Genomic DNA, 22,604 nt, shown 5'->3' with positions numbered 1-22,604 from the left:
GCTTGACCTGCCCCCGCCCCGCCCGGTAGCGCCGTGGCCATGAACGACAGCAAGTCCCGCGCGCTGCTGACGACGGCATTGCACCCCTCATCCTCCCCCAACGAGCGGCTGATGGCGCTCGCCGCGTTCAACCGGATGATGGAGAAGGCCGGCCTGCACGCCAGCGACATCGCGATCGTCGATGTCTCGGGCAACGGTCCGCGCGGCGACGAGGGCATGGCGCAGGCCCGCGAGGCGGCGCGGCGCGAGGCGGAGATCGCGGCGTTGGCCCGGCGGGTGAAGGCGCAGGAAAAGGCGCTGCGGGAGGCGGGGCGCGAGGCGGTGGCACTGCGCAAGGCGATCACCGCACTGGAGGCCACACTGGCGCGACGCGAGGATGCGCGCGACGAGGACGCCTGCCAGATCGCCGCGCTGGAGGCCGATCTGGCCGCACGCGACCGGCGGATCGCAGCACTGGAAGTGGAGGGCGGGCGATGAGCGCAATCAGGGTCGGTATCGGCGGCTGGACCTACGAGCCGTGGCGCGGCACCTTCTATCCCGCCGATCTGCCCAAGACGAAGGAGATGGCCTTCGCGATCGCCCACATGACGGCGATCGAGATCAACGCCACCTATTACGGATCGCAGAAGCCCGCGACGTTCGCCCGGTGGGGCGAGGCGGCGCCCGATGGCTTCGTCTTCGCGGTGAAGGGATCACGCTACGTTACGGGGCGCAAGGTGCTCGCCGAGGCCGGGGAGTCGATCGCGAAGTTCGTCGGACAGGGCATCGTGGAACTGGGCGACCGGCTCGGCCCGATCCTGTGGCAATTCCTGCCTACCAAACGGTTCGACGCCGATGATTTTGCCGCCTTTCTTGCGCTGCTGCCCGCCGCGCACGGGGGCGTGCGGCTGCGACATGCGGTGCAGGTACGGCACGAGAGCTTCGTGGATCCCGTCTTCGTGGGGCTGGCACGGGCGGCGGGGGTCGCGATCGTGTTCGCGGACCATGCCGATTATCCCGCGCTCGCCGATCCGTCGGGCGATTTCATCTACGCTCGGCTGGAAGAAGCCCGCGAGGAGGAACCGACCGGCTATGACGCGGCGGCACTCGATCGCTGGGCCTCGGTGGCGCAGGCGTGGGCGGCAGGGTCCGCCCCGGCCGGCCTGCCCTATGCCACCGATCCCCCCGGCCACGCCGCGCCGCGCGATGTCTTCGTCTTCGTGATAAACGGGGCGAAGGTGCGCGCGCCGGCGGCCGCGATGGCCCTGCAGAAAATCCTCAAAACAGAGGCTTAGCCAAGTATCTCTTTATAAAGCGCGAGGTAGCGATCGGCCATCCGCTCGACGGTGAAGCGATCGAGCACCGCCTGACGGCACGCCGCACGGTCGATCTCGCCCAGTCGCGCGACCGCCGCCACCGCCTCGTCCACATTGTCGACGAGAAACCCCGTGACACCGTGATCGATCAGCTCCGGCATCGAACCGCGCCGCGTCGCGATCACTGGCGTGCCCGAGGCGAGCGCCTCGACCACGGACAGGCCGAACGGCTCGTCGAAGTTGATGAGGTGGAGCAGTGCCGCCGCCTGCCCCAGCGCGGCCACCCGATCCGCCCCACCCACCGGCCCGCGATAGACCACGCGATCCCCGTCGATCGCTGGGGCGACGCACCGCTCGTGATAGCCTTCGTCCTGCACGATACCGGCCATCATCAGGCGACGGTCGGTGCGCGCCGCTGTCTCGATCGCCTCGGCGGCGCCCTTGTCCGGGTGGATCCGGCCGAAGAACAGCAGGTCGTCGGTTCCTACGGGATCGAAGGCGAAATCCCCGGCCGGGATGCCGTGGTGGATGGTGGCGGCATAGCGCAGCGCCGGATGCCGATCTGAATCGCTGATCGCGACATAATGCACGCGATCCTGATAGGGTGCGTACATCGGCAGGATGCGGTCCGAGCCGAAGCCGTGGATCGTCGTCACCATCGGTGTGTCGACCAGCCCGGAGAAGGCGTGGGCGGGGAAATCAGCCTGGTTGTGGATCAGGTCGAACTCGCCGGCACGCTCGAACAGATGGGCGAGGTGGGCATATTCCCACACCTTCGCGTCGATCGACGGATCCTCGGAATAGGGGGCCGGCACAACCCCGGCCAGCGTGCCGGCGGTGATCGAATCCTGCGTGGCGAACAGCGTCACGTCCACCCCGCGCGCGACCAGTGCCTCGGTCAGCAGGCTCGTCACCAGCTCCCACGGGCCATAGTGGCGGGGGGGCGTGGGCCAGGAGATCGGCGCCAGCATCGCGATAAGCATGGGTATGTCCTATTTGTCGATCAGGATGACGCCCCCGTCGGGCGCCAGCAGCAGGGGCTGGCCGTCGCCCTCTTCCCCGCCGGTGCGCCAGTCGGGCACCGTGGACAGCAGCAGACGCGGCATCGCGATATGCTCGGGAAGGGCGACGCGACGCGCCTCGGCCGACAGGTTTAGCGCCACGATCAGCCGTGCGCCGCCGTCCTGCCGCTCATAGTAGAGAACGTCGTCCTCGCCCGAAACCCCTTCGATCGCGCCGGTCGCCAACGCCGGATGCGTGCGACGCAGCGTGAGCAACGCCCGGTACAGCGACAGCATCGAGGACGGATCGGCCGCCTGCACCGCTACGTTGCGGGTCGCGGCATCGGTATGCAGCGGCAGCCAGGGCACGCCGGTGGTAAAGCCGCCGTGGGGGCCGGCATCCCACGCCATCGGTGTCCGAACCGGATCGCGACCGAGGCCGAGGCCCGGTTCGCGCAGTTCGCGGGGATCGCGCACCGCATCGGCGGGGATAGTGACGTCCGCCAGCCCGATCTCGTCGCCATAATAGAGCGTCGGCGTACCCCGCAGGGTGAGCAGCAGCATCGCCGCGATGCGCGCCTGGGGATCGCCAAGCCGGGCGGCCACGCGGGGGCGGTCATGGTTGCCCAGCACCCAGTTGGGCCATCCGCCCGGTGGCAGGGACGTCTCGTAAGTCGTTATGCGCGCCGCCAGGCCATCCGCCCGCCACGGGGCATCGATCAGCTGGAAATTGAACGGCAGGTGCACGCCCGGCGCCGCCGCCGTGCCGTAATAGTCCATCAGTTTCGGGACGGGCAGATAGATCTCGCCGATCAGCAGCCGGTCGCGTCCGCTTTCGTGCCCCGTCGCGTCGGCGATGCGGCGCATGTCGGCGGCGATGGCATGGACCTCGGGCTGGTCGGTCGAGTGCGTCTGGAGGACGCGGTGCATCTCCCCCATGCCGTGGCGATAGTCAGGGTTCTCGGGATTATCGCGGAAGTCGGCCACCTTCACCATGTGCCACAGCACGTCGATACGGAAGCCATCCACCCCGCGATCGAACCAGAAGCGCAGCACGTCCATCATCGCCGCCGCCAGCGCCGGGTTGCGCCAGTTCAGGTCCGGCTGCTCCTTCAGGAAGGCGTGGCTGTAATACTGGCCGGTCGCCGCGTCATACTCCCACGCCGGACCGCCGAAATCGCTGATCCAGTTGTTCGGCGGGCCACCGTCCGCCGCCGGATCGCGCCAGATATACCAGTCCCGTTTCGGATTGTCGCGCGAGCCACGGCTTTCGGTGAACCACGGGTGCCGGTCCGAACTGTGGTTCGGCACCAGATCGAGCAGCACGCGCAGCCCCCGCGCATGGGCGGCGGCGAGCAGCGCGTCGAGGTCGGTCAACGTGCCGAAGCTCGGATCGACGTCGCAATAGTCTGCCACGTCGTAACCGAAGTCGGCCATAGGCGACGGAAATATCGGTGAAATCCACAGCGCATCCACGCCGAGGCTGACCAGATGATCGAGCCGGGCGGTGATGCCGCGCAGGTCGCCGATCCCGTCGCCGTCGCTGTCCTGATACGAACGCGGGTAGATCTGATAGAGGACCGCCCCCTGCCACCACGCCGTCATGCGAAGCGCGCCTTGGGGATGCGGGTGATGCGGCAGGCGAGATCGGCTTCGCCCGAGGCGACGATATAATCCGCCCCGCCATCGGCGATGCCGGTGGTGAACACCACCTCGGTCGGCAGATAGAGCTGGTGCGCGATGTCCGCCGTCAGCGTCGGGTCCGCCTCGATCAGTGGGTCTGCGTCCTCAAGCCGGAGGATGCGATGGGGTTCGTCGCGGTCGAGCAGTGCCCAGAAGGTGCGGTAGATCCCTACCGTCTCCCGCGTCTCCACCCCGTGATACAGCATCAGCCAGCCGGCGTCGGTCAGGATCGGTTGACTGCCGCCGCCCACTTTCATGTTGGCGGCAGAGCCGGCGCGGGGGCGGATGAAGGGGTGATCGTCCGGCTTCCAGTGCAGCGCATCGGGCGATCCGGCCAGATTGATCGAGGGGCCGCCGACGAACGGGCTGCCCGGCGGTGGCGCGAAATACAGCTCGCCCAGCGGTCGGGTAAGCGCCATGAAGCGGCCGGCCACCTTGCCCTCGAACAGGATCATGTCCTTGTTCTGGTGATCCAGCACGATACCGTGGCAAGTCCATGCCATCGCATCGGTCGAGGTGTATAGGATGGTCGAGTGACGCTCCGCCGACACGGCGCAGGCGGTCATGTACCACGTGTCGCCGATGCGGGTCATGCGGGCATCCTCGATGCCGTAATGCTGGTGCTCGGCGGCGGGCGCGATCGTGCGGTCGTAATGCACAGCCACCACCTCGCGACCCTCCGCATCCAGCTCCACCGGCAGCAGCCACGACAGCGAGGTAAGCGCCAGCAGCCGATGGCTGCCGCCGCGCACGTCAAACTGGCGCGGGTCGGTCATCGTCACGCGGTCGAGCGGGTGGGCGTCCACCACATAGCCGTCCGGCGTCCAGCGGATCGCGCGGGCGTGGCCGCGCGCCACCGGCTCGCGCAGCGCCTCGGCCACGCGCACCATCAGCAGCAGGTTGCCGTTGGGCAGGCGAGCAAGGCCGGGGTTGAACGCGCCGAGCACGTAGGTCTCGGCGCCCAGCGTGGCCCGCAGCGGCGAGCGCGCGAGGTCCACGTCGTCCGGTCGGAAGATCAGATAGTCCCGCCCGTCCGGCATCGGCATCGCTCCCTCGTTCGGCCCCCAACGCCGGCCGTCGCCCTCCGGTTCAGCGCGAACCGATGGACGCGACGAAATCGGCGAGGAAGCGGGTCAGCCGTGCGGTGATCGCCGCGTCGGTGAGGTTGCCCTCGCCATCGAACGCCTTGGTAGCGCCCGACACGATCAGCTTGCCGCCGTTCCACATGTCGGTGCCCAGCCAGCGCAGCGTGGGCAGCCAGCTCGTCTGTCCCAGCAAGGTGCCGCCGCCGCCGGGCGTCGCCCCGATCAACGCCACCGGTTTGCCGGCGAACACGCGCGCCTGATCTTCCGGCGGACGCGATGCCCAGTCGAGCGCGTTCTTGAACACGCCGGGGATGCCGTGATTATATTCCGGCGTGGCGATCAGCAGGCCGTCCGCCCCGGCGATCGCGTCCTTCAGCGCGGCCACGGCGGCGGGAATGCCCTCCGCCTCCTCGAGATCGCCATCGTAGAGCGGGATCCCGCGGATCGTCGCGATCTCCAGCACGGCGCCCTCGGGCATCGCCGCCGCCGCCGCGCGGAGCAGGCCGCTGTTATAGGAATGGCGCCGCAGGCTGCCGGAAAGGCCGATGATCTTCATGGCGCCCTTGTTGGCGATGCGGCGGTGCGGCGCAACCCCCCGGCGGCTTGGCGAAGCGTCGCGATCCTGTCACATCGGCGCGGTAGCGCGGGCCGATCTGGAGACATGACATGAAGCGCCTTTTCCCGGCAGCCTTGCTCGCCGCCCTGCCCGCCATTGCCCCCGCCGCGCCGCCGGCCGCGTCCGCAGCGCCGAAACTGATCGTCGCCATCTCGGTCGATCAGTTCAGCGCCAACCTGTTCGAGGCATGGCGCCCGCGCTTCACCGGCGGGCTGAAGCGGCTGTCGGGCGGCATCGCCTACCCCAGCGGCTACCAGAGCCATGCTGCGACCGAGACGTGCCCCGGCCATTCCACTCTGATGACCGGCCGCCACCCCAACAAGACCGGCATCGTCGGCAACACCATGCGCGACGAGGCGACCGGCAAGCCCGTCTACTGCCTGTCCGATACCGATGTGGTGCTGGCGCACGATGCCAAGGCGCCGCCGGTGGGGCCGAAGCGACTGATGGCCGATACGCTGGGCGAATGGCTGAAGGCGGCGTCCCCGCAAAGCCGCGTCGTCTCCGTCTCGGGCAAGGATCGTGGGGCGATCACGATGGCGGGGCACCGCCCGGACGGCGTGTTCTGGCTGTTCCCCGGCTACGGCTTCACCACCTATATCGCGCCCGGCGGCGATGCCACGGCCGCGCTGGCGCCGGTGGCGGCGTTGAACGCGGCCAACGCGAAGGTGTGGACGCAGAAGCCGAAATGGACCTACGCCCACCCCGAATGTCGCCCGCTGGCGAGCGAATGGACCGTGGGCGGCAAAACCTTCGCCTCGCGCCTGCCCCCGGCGAACTGGGGCGTCTCGGACAAGCCGGCCGATATCGTTCGCAACGTCACGGCCTCGCCGATCCCGGACGACCTGACGCTGGCGGCGGCGGCGACGCTGATCGATCATTACCGGCTGGGCCGCGGCCCCGCGACCGACCTGCTGACCGTCAGCTTTTCCGCCACTGACTTCATCGGCCACGCCTACGGCACGCGCGGGCCGGAGATGTGCGAGCAGATGTACCGGCTGGATGCCTCGATCGGCGCGCTGTTGAAGGCGATCGACAGGCTGGGCGTCCCCTATGTGGTCGCGCTGACGGCCGATCACGGCGGCTCCGACTTCGCCGAGCGGCTGGCGGCGAACGGTTATCCCGCCGCCCGCCTCGATCCCCCCGCCATGGTGGCGCGGGTGAACGCGAGGGTGATGGCCGAGACCGGCCTGAAGGCCGCCCCGCTGGAAGGCGGCGCCGACGAACTGTCCTTGACCCCCGGCGTGCCGACGGCCGATCGCCCGCGCGTGCTGGCGGCGGCACAGCGCGCGCTGGCAGCGGAGCCGGACATCGCCGGCGCCTTCACCCTCGACGAGCTGCTCGCCACGCCGATCCCCGCCGGCAAGCCCGCCGACGAGCTGAGTCTGCGGGAGCGTTTCGCCGAGAGCGCCTATCGCGGGCGATCGGGCGACCTGCTGATCGCGCCGAAGCCCTACCTGTCGTCGCCCGCACGGCCCGGCGCCTATGTCGCCGGGCACGGCAGCCCGTGGAACTACGATCGCCGCGTGCCGATCCTGTTCTGGTGGAAGGACGCCCCCGCCTACACCCGCTTCCTGCCGGTGGAGACGGTGGACATCGCCCCCACCCTCGCCGCCGTGCTGGGTGTCTCGCCGCCGGCCGATGTCGACGGCCGCTGCCTGCCGCTGGGCGGTCCGGGGTTCGGGGCGTGCCCTTCGCCTGTCGCCGCCCCTGCGGCGGCACCGGCAGCGCGGGGTGGCGCTGGGCCGGTCGCCCGCTGAGAGAGATGGCGGTCCATCAGATACGTCCGGGCAGGTGCGGAGAGTGGCGCGGCACGGATGCGCGGCGATAGCCTGCGACTGCTCGTCCCTTGGCGACGTTGAGCCTGTCCAAGTCGCCTCGGCCACGATCGGTCCGGCTCTCCACCCTTGTGCCGGGCGACGTCGAGACACGGAGCGTTCCGCTGTTGGCCCGCCCGTCGACTTCTCCCGGAGTATGAAAATGAAAACCCGAACGCCGCGTCAGGCTTGCGGAAGGAACGGGCGTGGATCACCGATGCCAGTCGACGTTGGCGGGGTCGATGCCTCGGGCTTTCCGACGCCGACGACGACAACCGGCCATTCACCGGACAGACGGTTTCCGTACGAGCCACCCCGCCTCGAGGCCGGCAGCGATCGGGTCAGTGCTCCGCCGACGCAGGCGACATGATGGCGGCATCGAACAGCACCCCGCCCAGCCCGTGCCCCATCGGTCCGTGCCCCGCGCCATAGCCGGGTGCCGCGATCAGTGCGGCGCGCACATAGGCACGTGCCCGCTCGATCGCGTCGGGCAGCGACAGACCAGCCCCGAGACCGGTGGCGATGCCGCTGGCCAGCGTGCAGCCGGTGCCGTGGTCGTGGATCGTGTCGATCCGTTCGGCCGACCAGCATCGTTCCTGCAAGCCATCGGCCTGCGAAAACAGCAGATCGAACAACATCGGCTCGGTCGCCCGCGAAGGGCGCACGCCCTCTTCATCCCACGGGATCGAGCCGCCCGGCAGCCGCGCGCCGGTGGCGAGGATCGCACCGGCCCCGCGCCCGATCAGCCAACCGGCCGCCTCGCCGATCTCCGCTTCGTTCGATACCGGCATGGTCGTCAGCGCGGCCAGTTCGTCCAGATTGGGCGTGGAGACGGTCGCGCGCGCCAGCAGCCGGCCGAATGCCGCGATGGTGCCCGCCTCGGCCAGCACCGATCCGCTCGTCGCGATCATCACCGGATCGAACACCACGGGCACCGCCGCCAGATCGGGTGCCGACAGGCGTTCGGCCACGGCTTCGGCCACCCCGGCGGAACCGATCATCCCGATCTTCACCGCATCCACACCGAGATCGGACACCACCGCGTCGATCTGCGCGATCACCGCCTCCACCGGCAGCGGCCATACGCCGGTGACGCCCAGGGTGCTCTGCGCGGTGATGGCGGTGACGGCGGTCATCGCGTGGCCGCCGAGCATCGTCACCGTCTTGATATCGGCCTGTATCCCCGCGCCACCGCCCGAGTCAGAGCCGGCGATGACGAGAACCCGGGGGACCGTCACCGTCACGCCGCCGCCTTCACCGCCGCGCAGATCTCGTCCACCACCTGCTCCACCAGCGCACGGTCCTCGCCTTCGGCCATCACGCGGATCAGCGGCTCGGTGCCGGATTTGCGGATCACCAGCCGGCCGGTGCCGTCCAGCTGCGTTTCCGCGCCCGCGATCACCGCCTTCACCTTTTCCTGATCGAGCGGCGCGCCGCCGGCGAAGCGCACGTTCTTCAGGATCTGCGGCAGAGGATCGAACACGTGCAGCAGCTCGCTCGCCCGCCGGCCGCTTTCCACCAGTTCGGCCAGCACCTGCAACGCGGCGACCAGCCCGTCGCCGGTGGTGCCGTGATCGGAGAGGATGATGTGGCCCGACTGTTCGCCGCCCACATTGTATCCGTCGCCGCGCATCGCCTCCACCACGTAGCGATCGCCGACCGACGTGCGGCGCAGGGCCAGCCCCTCGCCGGCGAGGAACCGCTCCAGCCCGAGGTTCGACATCACCGTCGCCACGATGCCGCCGCCGCGCAGCAGCCCGCGCCTGCCCCACGACGCACCGATCAGCCCCATCAGCTGGTCGCCGTCGACGATGCGGCCTTTTTCGTCGACCAGGATCAGCCGGTCGGCGTCGCCATCCAGCGCGATGCCGATGTCGGCGCGCACCTCGATCACCTTGGCCTGCAGCGCGGCCGGGTCGGTCGATCCGCAATGATCGTTGATGTTGGTGCCATTGGGCGACACGCCGAGCGAGATCACCTCCGCCCCCAGCTCCCACAGCGCGGCAGGCGCGACCTGATACGCGGCGCCGTGCGCGCAATCGATCACCACGCGCAGCCCGTCCAGCGTCAGATGCTCGGGGAAGGAGGATTTGACCGCGTGGATGTAGCGCCCGCGCGCATCCTCCACCCGGCGCGCGCGCCCGATGCCCTCGGCCGGTACCAGCGACGGGCCGGCTTCGATCAGCCCCTCGATCGCGGTCTCGTCCGCATCCGACAGCTTGTAGCCGTCCGGCCCGAACAGCTTGATGCCGTTATCGGAAAACGGGTTGTGGCTGGCCGAGATCATCACGCCCAGATCGGCCCGCATCGAGCGGGTGAGCATGGCGACGGCGGGCGTCGGCATCGGCCCCACCATCACCACGTCCATGCCGACCGAGGTGAAGCCGGCGACCAGCGCGGACTCCATCATGTAGCCGGACAGCCGCGTGTCCTTGCCGATCACGACGCGGTGGCGGTGCTGGCCGCGGGCGAAATGCGCGCCGGCCGCCTGCCCCACGCGCATCGCCATGCCCGCCGTCATCGGGCTTTCGTTGGTGCGCCCGCGGATGCCGTCGGTGCCGAAATACTTGCGTGCCATGCTTTGTGTCCGTGCGTGTGATGTCGGGTGGGGCTACAGCGTCTCGCGATCGACGCCATTGCGCGAGGCGGGCGCGCCGATGGCCGCCGCCTCGCCGATCGCGCGTTCGCCGGCCAGCGCGTGATCCGCCTCCGCCGCCTCCATGTGCATCCCGCGTTTCAGCCACGGCGACAGCGCCAGGATCACAACGCCGATGGCGACGCCCACCCAGCCGATCTTGGAGAAGATGTCCGCATAGGTCGCCAACTGCGCGCCGGGATCGACGACCACGCCGCCCACCGTCGCGCCCGAGGTGGCCTTGGCGATCAGCCCGGCCAGCGTGTGCGCCAACGCCGAGGACATGAACCACACGCCCATCATCAGCCCGACCACGCGCGGCACCGACAGCTTGGTGATCATCGACAGGCCCACCGGCGACAGACAGATCTCGCCCGTGGTGTGGAGCAGGTAGGCGAGCGTCAGCCAGACCAGCGGCACGCGGAAATCGGCCCCGGCGAAATGGGTGATGCCCACCACCAGCACGAGGAAGCCCAGCCCCACCTGTACCAGCCCCAGCCCGAACTTCACCGGCGTCGAAGGCTCCAGCCCGCGGCGGCCGAGCCATGTCCACAACCCGGCGAATATGGGCGCGAACAGCACGATGAAGGCGGGGTTGAAGAACTGCGTCTGCGCGGCGTTGATGCCGAAGCCGCCCGCCACCGTCAGGTCGGTATTGCGATCGGCATACAGCGTCAGCGACGATCCGGCCTGCTCGAACAATGTCCAGAACAGCACCGAGAAGATCGTCAGCACCAGCGCCACGATCATGCGCGACCGCTCCACCCCCTTCAACGCCACGACCGACCACACGATCATGCCGAGGAAGATCAGCGGCGCGCCGATGGTGAGCGCCTCCGTCACGATATCGTCGCGCTGGACGAGGAACCACGCCGGCATCAGCAGGATGAACCCGCCGACATAGATCAGCCATTCCAGATTGAGCGGCCCGGCCACCTTGCGCGCCAGGGCGGCGGGCGCCGGCGGCTCGGCATGGCCCATCAGGTATTTCTGGCCCCACAGGAAGGTGAGCAGGCCCAGCAACATGCCGAAGCCGGCGAGGCCGAAGCCGTAGCTCCAGCCGTATTTCACCGCCAGCCAGCCGCACAGGATGGTGGAAAGCAACGAGCCGACATTGATCCCCATGTAGAAGATCGTGAACGCGCCATCCCGCCGTGGATCGTCCTTGGCGTAGAGCGCGCCGACGATGGTGGAGATGTTCGCCTTCAGGAAGCCGACGCCGACGATGATGAGCGACAGCGAGAAGAACAGGATCTGCACGTACAGCGGATCCTGCACGGTGCGGAATTTATAGTCCGCCGTGGCCACACGATCGGGCAGGCCGGCGGCGGCCCCGCCGGTAATGCCGATGCTCTCCCCGCTGGACACGATCGGCAGGCGTGCGCCACCGGGCGCGATCAGCGCCAGCGCGCGGTCCGCGCCGCGCCCGTCGGCCGCCACCTCGTAGCTCCGGCCGCCGAAATCGACATATTGCTTGGATCCGGCGCCCTCGAACGCCATGCCGAAATGGCCCGCCACCAGCAGCAGCGCGCCGATCGTCACTGCCTTGCGGCTGCCCAGCCAGCGATCCGCCACCAGCCCGCCCAGCACCGGCGCCAGATACACCAGCGAGGCGTAAGCGGCGTACAGCCCCTGCGCCTCCTCATCGCCGAACAGGAAATGCTGGGTGAGGTACAGCACCAGCAGCGCGCGCATCCCGTAGAAGGAAAAACGCTCCCACATCTCGGTGAGGAACAGGATGGCGAGGCCGCGCGGGTGGCCGAACAGCTCGCCCGGCCGCCCCTCCCCGGCTGCGATGGTGGTGGCCATAGAAATGCGGCTCCGGACAAGAACGGGACGGCCGGCGGCGCCGGCATGATTGCCGCGCAGAGTAGCGGCTCACCCGCCGCTGGAAAGCAGATTGTTCGTGCAGCGGATTGGCGCCTGCGGGGCGCGCTGCTAATCCCGGGGCATGTTCAACGATCTCTCCTCGCCCCGCGCCTTTCTCGCCACCCGCCGGTCGGGCAAGCCGCGCGACATGGTGGCGCCCGGGCCGGACGCGGCGCAGCTGGCCGATATCCTCTCCATCGCCACCCGCACGCCCGATCACGGCAAGCTGGCGCCGTGGCGTTTCCTGACCATCCCGGACGACCGCCGCGACGCCTTCGCCGCGATGCTGCGCGACGCCTATCTGGAAGAAAAGCCGGAGGCCGGCAGGCTGGAGCTGGAGGCGATCGACCAGTTCGCCCGCCAGGCACCGACCCTGGTGGTGGTGATCTCGCGGCCCGCCCACGCCAGCCACATCCCGATCTGGGAGCAGGAGCTTTCGGCCGGCGCGGTGTGCATGAACCTGGGCCATGCCGCCCACGCCCACGGCTTCGTCGCGGGGTGGCTGACCGGCTGGGCGGCCTACTCGCCCGCCGTGTGCAAGGCGCTGGCGGCGGACGACGGGCGGATCGCCGGCTTCGTCTTCATCGGCACCCCCTCGCGCCCGCTGGACGAGCGCCCGCGCCCCGATATCGCCGCCGTCGTCCACCCTTGGGAGGGGTGAGCCGGCCGGGTTGACGCGCCATGCTGTCTTAGGACAGTATGACAGTGTGATCGGCCCGGACCGCCCCGTCTATCTCCGTCTGCGAGACATGATTTCCGCCGCGATTCTGGAAGGTCGCTATGGCGATGGCGATCCATTGCCCTCCGTCCGCAACTTTGCGGCGAGCTGCGGGGCGAACCCGTTGACGGTGGCCAAGGCCTATCAGAGCTTTCAGGACGACGGCCTCGTCGTCGTCCGGCGCGGCATCGGCATGTTCGTGGCGGAAGGCGCCACCGCCCGCTTGCGGGTGAGCGAGCGGCAGGTGTTCCTCGACGTGTACTGGCCGGAGATCGAACGCCACGTCCGCCGGCTCGGGCTGGATCCGGCCGACCTGCCCGGCATGATGGTGGTGGGCTGAGGCTTTCCCTGCTCCCGCCGACCGGCTAGCGGACGGGGCATAATGACCGACATCCTGCGCTGCGACGGCTTCGGCCACGCCGACCCCGCCATTACTCGTGCCGCCGCGCTGATCCGCGCCGGCCAGCCCGTCGCCATCGCCAGCGAGACGGTGTACGGGCTCGCCGCCGATGCGACCTGCGGGGAAGCGGTGGCGCGCATCTATGCCGCCAAGGGCCGCCCCTCGTTCAACCCGCTGATCGTGCATGTCCTCTCGGCCGGCGACGCCGCCGCGATCGCCCGCTTCGATGCCGCAGCCGACCGGCTGGCCGCCGCCTTCTGGCCGGGGCCGCTCACGCTGGTGCTGCCGCTTGCGGTGGGGTCGGGCATTGCGTCGCTGGTGTCGGCGGGCCTGCCCACCGTGGCGTTGCGCGTGCCGGCGCATCCGGCGCTGCGGGCGCTGCTGGCGGCGTGCGGGAAGCCGTTGGCGGCCCCCTCGGCCAATGCCAGCGGCACGATCAGCCCGACGACGGCGGCACACGTCGCCCGCTCACTCGACGGACGTATCCCGCTGATCGTCGATGCCGGGCCGACCACGCACGGGCTGGAATCGACCATCGTGAAGGTGGAGGCGGATCGCCTGGTGCTGCTGCGCCCCGGCCCGATCGGCACGGACGCGCTGGAACGGGTGAGCGGGCAGCCTGTCGCCTTGCCGGGCGAGGGCCGGATCGAAGCGCCGGGCCAGCTTGCCAGCCATTATGCCCCGCGACAGCCGCTCCGCCTGAACGCGACGACCGCCGGGGCCGGCGAATGGCTGATCGGCTTCGGCCCGGTCGCGGGCGATGCGACGCTCTCCGCAACGGGCGACCCTGTGGAGGCGGCGGCCCGCCTGTTCGCCGCGCTGCACGAGGCCGATGCTTCGGACCGGGCGCGGATCGCGGTGGCACCGGTGCCGGACACCGGCCTCGGCGCCGCGATCAACGACCGGTTGCGGCGGGCGGCGGCACCCAGGTGATCGGCTAGTCCCGGCTTGCCGCGACGAGATACGACGCCCGCATGACGAGTGTATTCATGCGGGCGCGGCCATCACGACCGGCCCTTTACGCCACCCCCGCCTTCAGCCTCGCCGCATAACTCTTGCGCAGCTTCTGCAGCTTGGGCGGGATCACCGCGAGGCAATAGGGGTTCCGCTGGCCCTCACCCTGCCAATATTCCTGATGATAGTCCTCGGCCGGATACCATTCCGCCAGCGGCTCCACCGTCGTCACGATCGGGCGCGGGTGCGCTGCCGCCGCGCGCTCGATCGCGGTGTGGGCGGCAGCCTCCTGCTCGGGCGAATGCGGGAAGATCGCCGAGCGATACTGCGTGCCGACATCGTTGCCCTGCCGTTTCAGCGTCGTCGGGTCGTGCGTGTGGAAGAAGATGTCGAGCAGCTCGTCATAGCCGATCACGTCCGCGTCGTAGGTGATGCGGATCGCCTCGGCATGACCGGTGCTGCCGCCGCACACCTGCTTGTAGGTGGGGTTGGCCACCTGCCCGCCGATATAGCCGCTCTCCACCTTCGACACGCCCTGAACGTCGTTGAACACCGCCTCGGTGCACCAGAAGCAGCCGCCGGCCAGCGTCGCGATTTCCTGCGCCATTCCAATCTCCTCAGTCTCGGTTGTCGAGATAGGGGGCGGGCGGCGGCTTTCAATCGAGGCACTGGCGGCAGGCATGCCCGGCACGGGCTGGCGCGGGCGGCGGGCGCCCCCATATCGCCTGTGTGACAGTGCCGTTCATCCGCGTCGTCGATCTCGAAACCACCGGCTCCCGCCCGCCGGCGCACGATGTGTGCGAGGTCGGCTGGCAGGATGTGGCGCTCTCCCCCGCCGGCCGGTGGGAGGTGACGGACGGGCGCGGCGCGCATTACGTCCACCCCGGCCGCGCGATCCCGCCGGTGACGCAGGCGATCCACCATATCCGCGACGAGGACGTAGCCGGCGCCCCCCGCTGGCGGGATATCGCGCCCTCGGTGCTGCGGCCCGATCCGCGCCCGATCGCGCTGGCCGCGCACCGTGCCGCCTTCGAGCAGCGGTTCTGTACATCCCCGTTGAGCGGCGGGGCGGACTGGATCTGCACGTGGAAATGCGCGCTGCGGCTGTGGCCGGACAGCCCGTCCTTTTCCAATCAGGTGCTGCGTTACTGGCGCAGACCCGCAGGGCTGGATCATGAGACCGGCCTGCCCGCCCACCGCGCCTTCCCCGATGCCTATGTGACGGCGCACCACCTGCGCGACATGCTGGCGCAGGCGAGCGTGGCGCAACTGCTCGCGTGGAGCGCCGCGCCCGGGCTGCTGCCGCGCGTGCCCGCCGGCCCCGATCGCGGCAGGCCGTGGCGCGAACTGGACGATGCCGCGCTCGCCCGGCTGGCCGCCGACCGTGACGAGGACATCCGCTACTCCGCCGATCACGAGCGCACCCGCCGGCACGGCCCGGCCGCCGCCCCGCCCGCGTCGCCGCGCCAGCCGAGCCTGCTGTAAGGGCTGAATCCGGGTCTTGTCGTCGGCGCCCGGCATGCCGGCTCATATCCTCGGATCGTCGCACACCGCTTGACGCGGCACGGGGATGTTGGGAACATAAGGGGAACAGAAGAGTCGTCCCGCCATGTCCGTTCCCCCGTCCGCCAATGCCGATCGCATCGCCGCCCTGCGCGAACAGGTGCGCGCGATCACCGCCACGCCCGCCGGCATGGGCCGCCCCGCCCTGCCGTTCGGCGTGCCCGAAATCGACCGGCGGCTGGCCGATCGTGGCCTCGCCACCACCGCCGTGCACGAGGTGGCGGGCGCCACCTGTGCCATCGCCGACGATGTCGCCGCCACGCTGTTCGTGGCCGGCGTCGCCGCCCGCGCGGGCGATGCGCGGGCCAACATGCTGTGGGCGTTCGGCCGGCGCGATCTGTTCGCCCCCGGGCTGGCGCAGGCCGGGCTGGGGCCGAACCGGCTGATCCACGCCGAGGCGGGCCGTGATCCGGACATATTGGCGGTGATGGAGGAAGGTCTGCGCCACGGCGGCCTGGGCGCCGTGATCGGCGAGGTGGGCCGCGCCGGCATGACGGCCACCCGCCGCCTGCAACTCGCCGCCGAGGAAGGCGGCACGATCGCGCTGCTGTTGCGGCGCTGGCGGCGCGGCGGTGCCGATCCGCTGGCCGAGCCGTCCGCCGCCGTCACCCGCTGGCGCATCGCCTCGCTCCCCTCCGCGCCGTTGCCGGTGGAGGGGATCGGGCGGTCGCGCTGGCGGCTCGATCTCGTCCGCCAGCGCGGCGGCGAGCCTTTTTCCTGCATCATGGGAGGATGCGATGCCGAGGGTCATCTCGCTCTACTTGCCGAACCTGACGGGGGATCGGTTGCGGCGGATGACGCGCGACGCGACGCGGCGTGAGCCTGCGACCGACGCCGCCCCTGCGCCGCCGCCCCTCCCCGATCCGCAGGACGACCCCGCCGCCTGCTCCGTCCCGCGCGGCGGCGGCTGGCGGCCGGGTGCGCGCTGGGCACGCGCGGGCGAGGGCGGCGCTGGTGCGAAGGACGTCGATGGAGGTATCGGCGCGGGTACGGGTCCGGGCACCGATCACGCAGGCGACGATCCCTGGCTCGCGCATCGCCGCCGCAAGGCGATGGCGCGCGCCGCGATCCGCGCCGAAATCGAGACGTTGCCGCGCCACCAGCAACCGCCGATGCGCGAACTCGGCCGCCGCAGCGAAGCCGCCGAGGTGCCGTTCCGTGGCCCGCGCTACGAACCACATCCGTTCCGCACCATGCCCCCCGACGATGGCGTGCGGGGGGATGGCGGCTTCATGCGCGTCCTTGCGCCCGGTACAGGCCGACCCGATCCTCGCCCCGCTGCCACGACACCGGCAGCGGGCGTCTTGCGGTGGGAATGCCATCGGAACGCTACCCTTGCGCCCTCCATCGGCGCGACGGGCTTTCAACCGGATGCCCCCCCGGGCCGGGGTCGGCATGGCGCACCCAATGCGTGTCGCCGGAATATGCCCCCGCTCCACGATGGCGGCTGCGCGATCAGTTCCCTGCCCTGCGTCTGCCCCACGAAATCATCCGCCGTGAAAAGCCCCAACGGCTCGGGTACGAGCGACGATCGTCCGGCTTGGGAAGCTGACAGCGGGCTTGCACGATGCCGGAATGGACCGCCGCTTTCCGGCCGGCCGCAGTTGGCTGGTATCGGACCCGCGTCTTTCGTTCGCCCCTCCGGGCCGTCCTGTGCGGTGGACCATGTCGGCACGGCGATGGCGGGCTGTCAGGTCGGCAAACCCGTGCCGGCCGCATGTGCCATGCCGCCATCGCCCGATCCGCTCTCTGCAACGGCCGGCTCCCCGGCCCGACAGCCTCGCCCATCGCACACGGCGGACGCGCTTTGCCTGATCGGCAGGATGCCTGTCGCCCTGACGACGCGCCACAAGAACGTATCGCCGTCTTTCCCCGACCCGGCGAAGCAAACCCACGCAGCGGACCATTCGGAAGGTGGAATGCCTCACCCGGCCACCTGCCGAGCGGAAATACCGCCGGCAGACAGGCCGCACATGGCAGCCCGCCTCGCCTGTTGTGCCTCCGCGCAAGGGCGATTGCGTGCCGGTCCGGCTGGCAGAACTCCCGCTTCACCGAGGATCGACCGCGATGGCGCGCAGATGGCCACCGCACCGATGGCCACGCCCTCCGCCCGTCCGGGGTCACCCCGCAGGACGAACCGTTTCGGCCCGACGGGAAAGACACCGCGACCGGCCGGCAGGACAGACGAAGCACAAGCCCGCCAGGCCGACCCGACACCGCGCCACGCTCCTCCGCAGACGATGATCGAACCATCGCCCGACGCGGCACTGCCGGACACCCACCCGCCGGACCCCGCCGGCGACATGGCGCTGCTTGACCGGCTGGCGCAGGTCGCGTTGCGGCGGTGGAGCCCCACCATCGCCATCACGACAGGGGCGACCGGGCCGGACGGGCTGTGGATCGATATCGGCGGCGTCGCGCATCTGTTCGGCGGCGAGCAGACAATGGCGCAGCGCATCCTGCGTTTCTGCCAGCGCGCCGGGTTCGAGGCCCGCCTTGCGGTAGCGGGCACGGCGGGGGCCGCGCATGCGCTGGCACGGTACGGTCCCGCCCGGCTGACCCTGTGCCCCCCCGGCGGCGAGGCCGAGGCGCTCGCTCCGCTGCCCCCGCCCGCGCTGCGGCTGGAGGCGGCGCAGGTGGATGCCGCGCGCCGGCTGGGGTTCGATACGATCGGCGCGCTGATCGCCTCGCCGCGCGGGCCGCTGGGCCGCCGTTTCGGCACGAGCCTGCTCGCCCGGCTGGATCAGGCGCTGGGCCGGCAAAGCGAGCCGATCGTGCCGATCGTACCGTTCCGGCCGCCCGCCACGCTGCTCCGCTTCGTCGAGCCGATCGCCACGGCAGAGGCGATCGCCACGGCGCTCGGCGAGGCGATGGCGCGGCTGACGGGCGAGCTTGCCGCACGCGGGCTGGGCGTGCGGGCGTTGCTGCTCGTCTGCCTGCGGGTGGATGGCGACGAGCAGCCGGTACGCGTCGGCACCGCCCGCGCCACGCGCGATGCCCCCCACCTGCTGCGCCTGCTGACGATGCGGATCGAGACGATCGAGCCGGGGTTCGGCATCGAGGCGATCCGCCTCACCGCCACCCGCACCGAGCCGCTGGGGGCGCGACTGATCGACGGCGGGCTGGACGGCGGCTGGGGCGACACGCCTCCCCCGCCCGATCTCGCCCCGCTGATCGATCGCATCGCCGGCCGCATCGGCGCGCGCCGGCTCTACCGCGTCGGCGCGGTGGAAAGCGACGTGCCCGAACGCAGCGTCCGCCCCGCCCCGCCACTGGGCACGGTGGCGGAATGGCCGACCGGCTGGGCGCGACCGGCACGTCTGCTCGCCCCGCCCGAGCGGTTGCAGCATGTTCTGGCCGAACTGCCCGATCATCCCCCGCGCCGCTTCGTCTGGCGCGGCGCGCACCACCGCGTAACGCGCGGCGACGGGCCGGAACGCATCCACGGCGAATGGTGGCGCCGGTCGGGCGAGGCGGATGCCGTGCGCGACTATTATCAGGTGGAGGACGAGGCAGGCGCCCGTTTCTGGCTCTATCGTCGCGGCGACGGCCTCGATCCGCGCACGGGCGACCTGAGCTGGCACCTGCACGGGGTGTTCGGGTGACGGCCGGCCGGGCGTGCGGCGTCGTGCGGTTTCCGGGCGGATGGCCGCCATGACGTACAGCGAACTTCAGGTCACCACCCACTTCAGCTTCCTGCGCGGGGTATCCTCGTGCGACGAACTGTTCGCCGCCGCCGCGCTGCTGGGGCTGCCGGCGCTGGGGCTGGTCGATCGCAATTCGGTGGCGGGGCTGGTGCGCGGGATGGTGGCGGCGCGGTCGACGGGGATGCGGATGGTCGCCGGCTGCAGGCTCGATCTGCTGGACGGCACCTCGCTGCTCGTCTGGCCGGAGGACCGCGCCGGGTGGAGCCGGCTCACCCGCCTGCTCACGATCGGCAAGGCGCGGGCCGACCGGCTGCGTGGCGAAAAGGGGCAATGCTTCCTCCACTGGGAGGATGTCGCGGGGTGGAGCGAGGGGCTGGTCGCGGCGCTGGTGCCGGACCTGCCCGATCGCGCCTGCGAGACCGCGCTGGCGCAACTGGCGGACATCTTCGGAAACCGCGCCCATCTCGCGCTCACCCACCGCCGCCGCCCCGGCGACATGCTGCGGCTGCACCGGCTGGAGGTGCTGGCCCGGCGTTTCGGTGTCGTGCCGCTGGCCACCGGCGACGTGCTCTATCACTCGCCCGACCGCCGGATGTTGCAGGATGTGGTGACGGCGATCCGCCACAAATGCACGATCGACGACCTCGGGTTCAGGCGGGAGCGCCATGCCGATCGCCACCTGAAGGGGCCGGGGGAGATGGCCCGCCGCTTCGCCCGCTGGCCGCAGGCGGTGACGGCCACCGCCGCGATCACCGAACGCTGCACCTTCTCGCTGACCGAGCTGGACTATCAGTATCCAGACGAGCTGGTGATGAGCGACCGGACCCCGCAGGCCGCGCTGGAAAAGTTGACGGCACGGGCGATGGCCACCCGCTTCCCTGATGTTCCCGATACTTACCACACACTCCTGAGACATGAGCTGAACCTCGTCGGCCGGCTTGGCTACGCGCCCTATTTTCTCACGGTGAATTCGATCGTCCAGTTCGCGCGCAGCCAGGGCATCCTGTGTCAGGGGCGCGGCAGTGCGGCCAATTCGATGATCTGCTTCGTGCTGGGCATCACCTCGATCGATCCGGTGAAGCACGAGCTGCTGTTCGAGCGGTTCATCTCGGGCGAGCGCAAGGAGCCGCCCGATATCGATGTCGATTTCGAGCATGAGCGGCGTGAGGAAGTGATCCAGTGGATCTACGAGACCTACGGGCACGATCATGCCGCGCTCACCGCCGTCGTCAGCCGTTTCCGCGCGCGGGGCAGCGTGCGCGAGGTGGGCAAGGCGCTGGGCCTGCCCGAGAGCCTTACCGGCGCGCTGGCCGGGCAGGTATGGGGCTGGTCCACCGAGGGGGTGGGCGAGCGTCATGTCGCGCAGTTGAACCTCGATGCGAGCGATCCGCGCCTCGCGCTGACGCTCGATCTGGCGCGCCAGCTGATCGGCACGCCGCGCCACCTGTCGCAGCACCCCGGCGGCTTCGTGCTGACCCGCGCACGGCTGGACGAACTGGTGCCGATCGAGCCGGCGGCGATGATCGACCGGCGGGTGATCGAGTGGGAGAAGGAGGACATCGAGGAACTGGGCTTCATGAAGGTCGACATCCTCGGCCTCGGGATGCTCGGCTGCATGCGGCGCGCGTTCGATCTTCTGTCGGATCACAAAGGGTTGCGGATCGATCTTGCCTCCCCGCAGATGCAGGAGGACTGCCCCGAGACCTTCGCGATGATCCAGCAGGCCGACACGCTCGGCGTCTTTCAGATCGAGAGCCGGGCGCAGATGAGCATGCTGCCGCGACTGAAGCCCAGGAAATTCTACGACATCGTCATCCAGGTGGCGATCGTGCGGCCGGGGCCGATCCAGGGCGACATGGTGCACCCCTACCTGCGCCGGCGCGAGGGCAAGGAGCAGCCGGAATATCCCAAGCCGGAACTGAAGGCGGTGCTGTGGCGCACCTACGGCGTACCGCTGTTCCAGGAACAAGCGATGAAGGTGGCGATCGTCGGCGCGGGCTTCACGCCGGCCGAGGCGGACCAGTTGCGCCGGGCGATGGCGACGTTCAAGTTCACCGGCGGGGTGGGCGAATTCCAGACCAAGATGATCGAAGGAATGGTGGCCAACGGCTACGCCCGCGATTTCGCCGAGCGCACCTTCCGCCAGATCGAGGGGTTCGGCAGCTACGGCTTTCCCGAAAGCCACGCCGCCAGTTTCGCCAAGATCGCCTACGCCTCGTCGTGGATGAAGTGCCATCACCCGGACGTGTTCTGCGCCGCGCTGCTCAATGCACAGCCGATGGGCTTCTACGCGCCGGCCCAGATCGTGCGCGACGCGCGCGACCACGGGGTTGACGTGCGGCCGGTGGATATCAACGCAAGCCGCTGGGATTGCACGATCGAGGAACAGTCCGGCCGCTGGCGGGCGGTGCGACTGGGCCTGCGGATGGTGCGCGGCCTCTCCAACCGGGACGGCGCGAAGATCGTGGCGGCGCGGGGCGACGTGCCGTTCGCCTCGCCGGAGGAGCTGTGGTTCAGGAGCGGTGTCTCCCCCGCCGCGATCGAGAAACTGGCGGATGCCGATGCGTTCGGCCGGATCGACCTGTCCCGCCGCGAGGCGCTGTGGAAGATCCGTGGCCTCGCCGCCGCCCCGCTGCCGCTGTTCGCCGCCGCCGATGCGCGCGAGCAGGCGGGCGAACCGGCGGTGGCGCTGCGCCCGATGACCGAGGGGCGCGAGGTGGTCGAGGATTATCGCGCGGTGCAACTGTCGCTGCGCGCGCACCCCCTCACCTTCCTGCGTGCCGATCTGGCGCGGCGGGGGATCGTGACGGCACGCGCGCTGGAGACGATCCGCGACGGGCGCTTCGTCGAGGTGGCGGGCATCATCCTCGTCCGCCAGAAGCCGGGCAGCGCCAAGGGCGTGCTGTTCCTGACGATCGAGGACGAAACCGGCATCGCCAACGGCATCCTCTGGCCCGATCGGTTCGAGGCGCAGCGCCACACCGTCCTGTCCTCGGCGATGATCGGGATGCGTGGGCGGGTGCAGCGCGAGGGGCAGGTGATCCACGTGATCGCCGACAGGATCGTGGACTACACCCCGCTGCTGCGCACGGTGGGCGAGATGGACTTCCCCCACCGCCCCGGGCCCGGCGACGGCGCCACCCACGGCGGCTCACCCGATCGCGGCGACAAGGGCTGGGCCCCCAAAGCGTATGACAGCTACCACCGCGCCTTCGCCGACGGGGCCGATCCGGAAGACGTGATCCGCCAGAAGACGCGGGACTTCCACTGAGCCGCCGCATCGCCGGCATCGTGGGACGGAACGCGCGTTTTGAATTTCGC

General features: G+C 70.2%; 18 protein-coding genes. 10 read left to right on the top strand and 8 right to left on the bottom strand.

Annotated features, from left to right (window positions below; all coding sequences use genetic code 11):
- Positions 1-39: 39 nt before the first annotated feature.
- Positions 40-477, top strand: a complete 438-nt coding sequence (locus FOY91_RS08740) for a hypothetical protein (protein WP_145150151.1) — start codon at positions 40-42, stop codon at positions 475-477.
- The gene (locus FOY91_RS08735) at positions 474-1,274 is read left to right on the top strand and encodes a DUF72 domain-containing protein (RefSeq protein ID WP_145150148.1); all 801 of its coding nucleotides are present in this window, start codon (positions 474-476) and stop codon (positions 1,272-1,274) included. Before FOY91_RS08740 ends, FOY91_RS08735 begins: the two co-directional genes overlap by 4 nt.
- Here the strand turns inward: FOY91_RS08735 and FOY91_RS08730 are convergent.
- Genes FOY91_RS08730 through FOY91_RS08715 form a run of 4 tightly spaced genes read right to left on the bottom strand, consistent with a single transcriptional unit; the run spans position 1,271 to position 5,620 of the window.
- Positions 1,271-2,278: a glycosyltransferase family 4 protein gene (locus tag FOY91_RS08730; RefSeq protein WP_145150146.1), complete on the bottom strand. Its 1,008-nt coding sequence runs from the start codon at positions 2,276-2,278 to the stop codon at positions 1,271-1,273. The genes FOY91_RS08735 and FOY91_RS08730 overlap by 4 nt on opposite strands.
- Positions 2,279-2,287: 9 nt before the next feature.
- Positions 2,288-3,901 carry an alpha-amylase family glycosyl hydrolase gene (locus tag FOY91_RS08725; protein WP_145150144.1) on the bottom strand — a complete coding sequence of 538 codons (1,614 nt, stop codon included), beginning with the start codon at positions 3,899-3,901 and terminating at the stop codon, positions 2,288-2,290.
- The gene (locus FOY91_RS08720; protein ID WP_145150162.1) at positions 3,898-5,019 is read right to left on the bottom strand and encodes a glycoside hydrolase family 130 protein; all 1,122 of its coding nucleotides are present in this window, start codon (positions 5,017-5,019) and stop codon (positions 3,898-3,900) included. Before FOY91_RS08720 ends, FOY91_RS08725 begins: the two co-directional genes overlap by 4 nt.
- A gap of 49 nt (positions 5,020-5,068) precedes the next feature.
- Positions 5,069-5,620: an NADPH-dependent FMN reductase gene (locus FOY91_RS08715; protein ID WP_145150141.1), complete on the bottom strand. Its 552-nt coding sequence runs from the start codon at positions 5,618-5,620 to the stop codon at positions 5,069-5,071.
- A gap of 110 nt (positions 5,621-5,730) precedes the next feature.
- Between FOY91_RS08715 and FOY91_RS08710 the strand changes: the two genes are divergently transcribed.
- Positions 5,731-7,440: an alkaline phosphatase family protein gene (locus FOY91_RS08710; protein ID WP_145150139.1), complete on the top strand. Its 1,710-nt coding sequence runs from the start codon at positions 5,731-5,733 to the stop codon at positions 7,438-7,440.
- Positions 7,441-7,838: 398 nt separating this feature from the next.
- Here the strand turns inward: FOY91_RS08710 and thiD are convergent, their stop codons facing one another.
- From thiD to FOY91_RS08695, 3 genes are read right to left on the bottom strand one after another with little or no spacing between them, the layout of a single operon-like run.
- Positions 7,839-8,735 (bottom strand): bifunctional hydroxymethylpyrimidine kinase/phosphomethylpyrimidine kinase, encoded by an 897-nt coding sequence (gene thiD / locus FOY91_RS08705; protein WP_145150160.1) that lies wholly within the window; start codon positions 8,733-8,735, stop codon positions 7,839-7,841.
- A 2-nt stretch (positions 8,736-8,737) separates the two neighbouring features.
- Entirely contained in the window at positions 8,738-10,075 is a 1,338-nt protein-coding gene (gene glmM / locus FOY91_RS08700; RefSeq protein WP_145150137.1) for a phosphoglucosamine mutase, read from the bottom strand.
- Positions 10,076-10,108: 33 nt separating this feature from the next.
- Entirely contained in the window at positions 10,109-11,941 is a 1,833-nt protein-coding gene (locus FOY91_RS08695; protein ID WP_145150135.1) for a peptide MFS transporter, read from the bottom strand.
- 142 nt (positions 11,942-12,083) lie between these two features.
- On the opposite strand from FOY91_RS08695, the gene FOY91_RS08690 reads away from it, so the two are divergent.
- From FOY91_RS08690 to FOY91_RS08680, 3 genes are read left to right on the top strand one after another with little or no spacing between them, the layout of a single operon-like run.
- Entirely contained in the window at positions 12,084-12,662 is a 579-nt protein-coding gene (locus tag FOY91_RS08690) for a nitroreductase family protein (RefSeq protein ID WP_145150133.1), read from the top strand.
- Between the two features lie 46 nt (positions 12,663-12,708).
- Positions 12,709-13,059, top strand: a complete 351-nt coding sequence (locus FOY91_RS08685) for a GntR family transcriptional regulator (RefSeq protein ID WP_145150131.1) — start codon at positions 12,709-12,711, stop codon at positions 13,057-13,059.
- A 42-nt stretch (positions 13,060-13,101) separates the two neighbouring features.
- On the top strand, positions 13,102-14,052 hold the full coding sequence (locus tag FOY91_RS08680) for an L-threonylcarbamoyladenylate synthase (protein ID WP_145150129.1): 951 nt from the start codon (positions 13,102-13,104) through the stop codon (positions 14,050-14,052).
- A gap of 85 nt (positions 14,053-14,137) precedes the next feature.
- Here the strand turns inward: FOY91_RS08680 and msrA are convergent, their stop codons facing one another.
- On the bottom strand, positions 14,138-14,680 hold the full coding sequence (msrA, locus tag FOY91_RS08675) for a peptide-methionine (S)-S-oxide reductase MsrA (protein WP_145150127.1): 543 nt from the start codon (positions 14,678-14,680) through the stop codon (positions 14,138-14,140).
- Positions 14,681-14,802: 122 nt separating this feature from the next.
- On the opposite strand from msrA, the gene FOY91_RS08670 reads away from it, so the two are divergent.
- From FOY91_RS08670 to FOY91_RS08655, 4 genes are all read left to right on the top strand, one after another.
- Positions 14,803-15,558 carry a 3'-5' exonuclease gene (locus FOY91_RS08670; RefSeq protein WP_145150125.1) on the top strand — a complete coding sequence of 252 codons (756 nt, stop codon included), beginning with the start codon at positions 14,803-14,805 and terminating at the stop codon, positions 15,556-15,558.
- Positions 15,559-15,682: 124 nt separating this feature from the next.
- On the top strand, positions 15,683-16,456 hold the full coding sequence (locus FOY91_RS08665) for an ImuA family protein (protein ID WP_238995312.1): 774 nt from the start codon (positions 15,683-15,685) through the stop codon (positions 16,454-16,456).
- Between the two features lie 1,420 nt (positions 16,457-17,876).
- On the top strand, positions 17,877-19,241 hold the full coding sequence (locus FOY91_RS08660) for a Y-family DNA polymerase (RefSeq protein ID WP_145150123.1): 1,365 nt from the start codon (positions 17,877-17,879) through the stop codon (positions 19,239-19,241).
- Positions 19,242-19,290: 49 nt separating this feature from the next.
- Positions 19,291-22,554: an error-prone DNA polymerase gene (locus tag FOY91_RS08655; RefSeq protein ID WP_145150121.1), complete on the top strand. Its 3,264-nt coding sequence runs from the start codon at positions 19,291-19,293 to the stop codon at positions 22,552-22,554.
- Positions 22,555-22,604: the final 50 nt, after the last annotated feature.

It is taken from the genome of Alterirhizorhabdus solaris (genome assembly GCF_007785815.1).
Classification (GTDB): domain Bacteria; phylum Pseudomonadota; class Alphaproteobacteria; order Sphingomonadales; family Sphingomonadaceae; genus Alterirhizorhabdus; species Alterirhizorhabdus solaris.
Note: the sequence above shows the minus strand (reverse complement) of the source record. Positions and strands in the feature narration are given on the sequence as shown.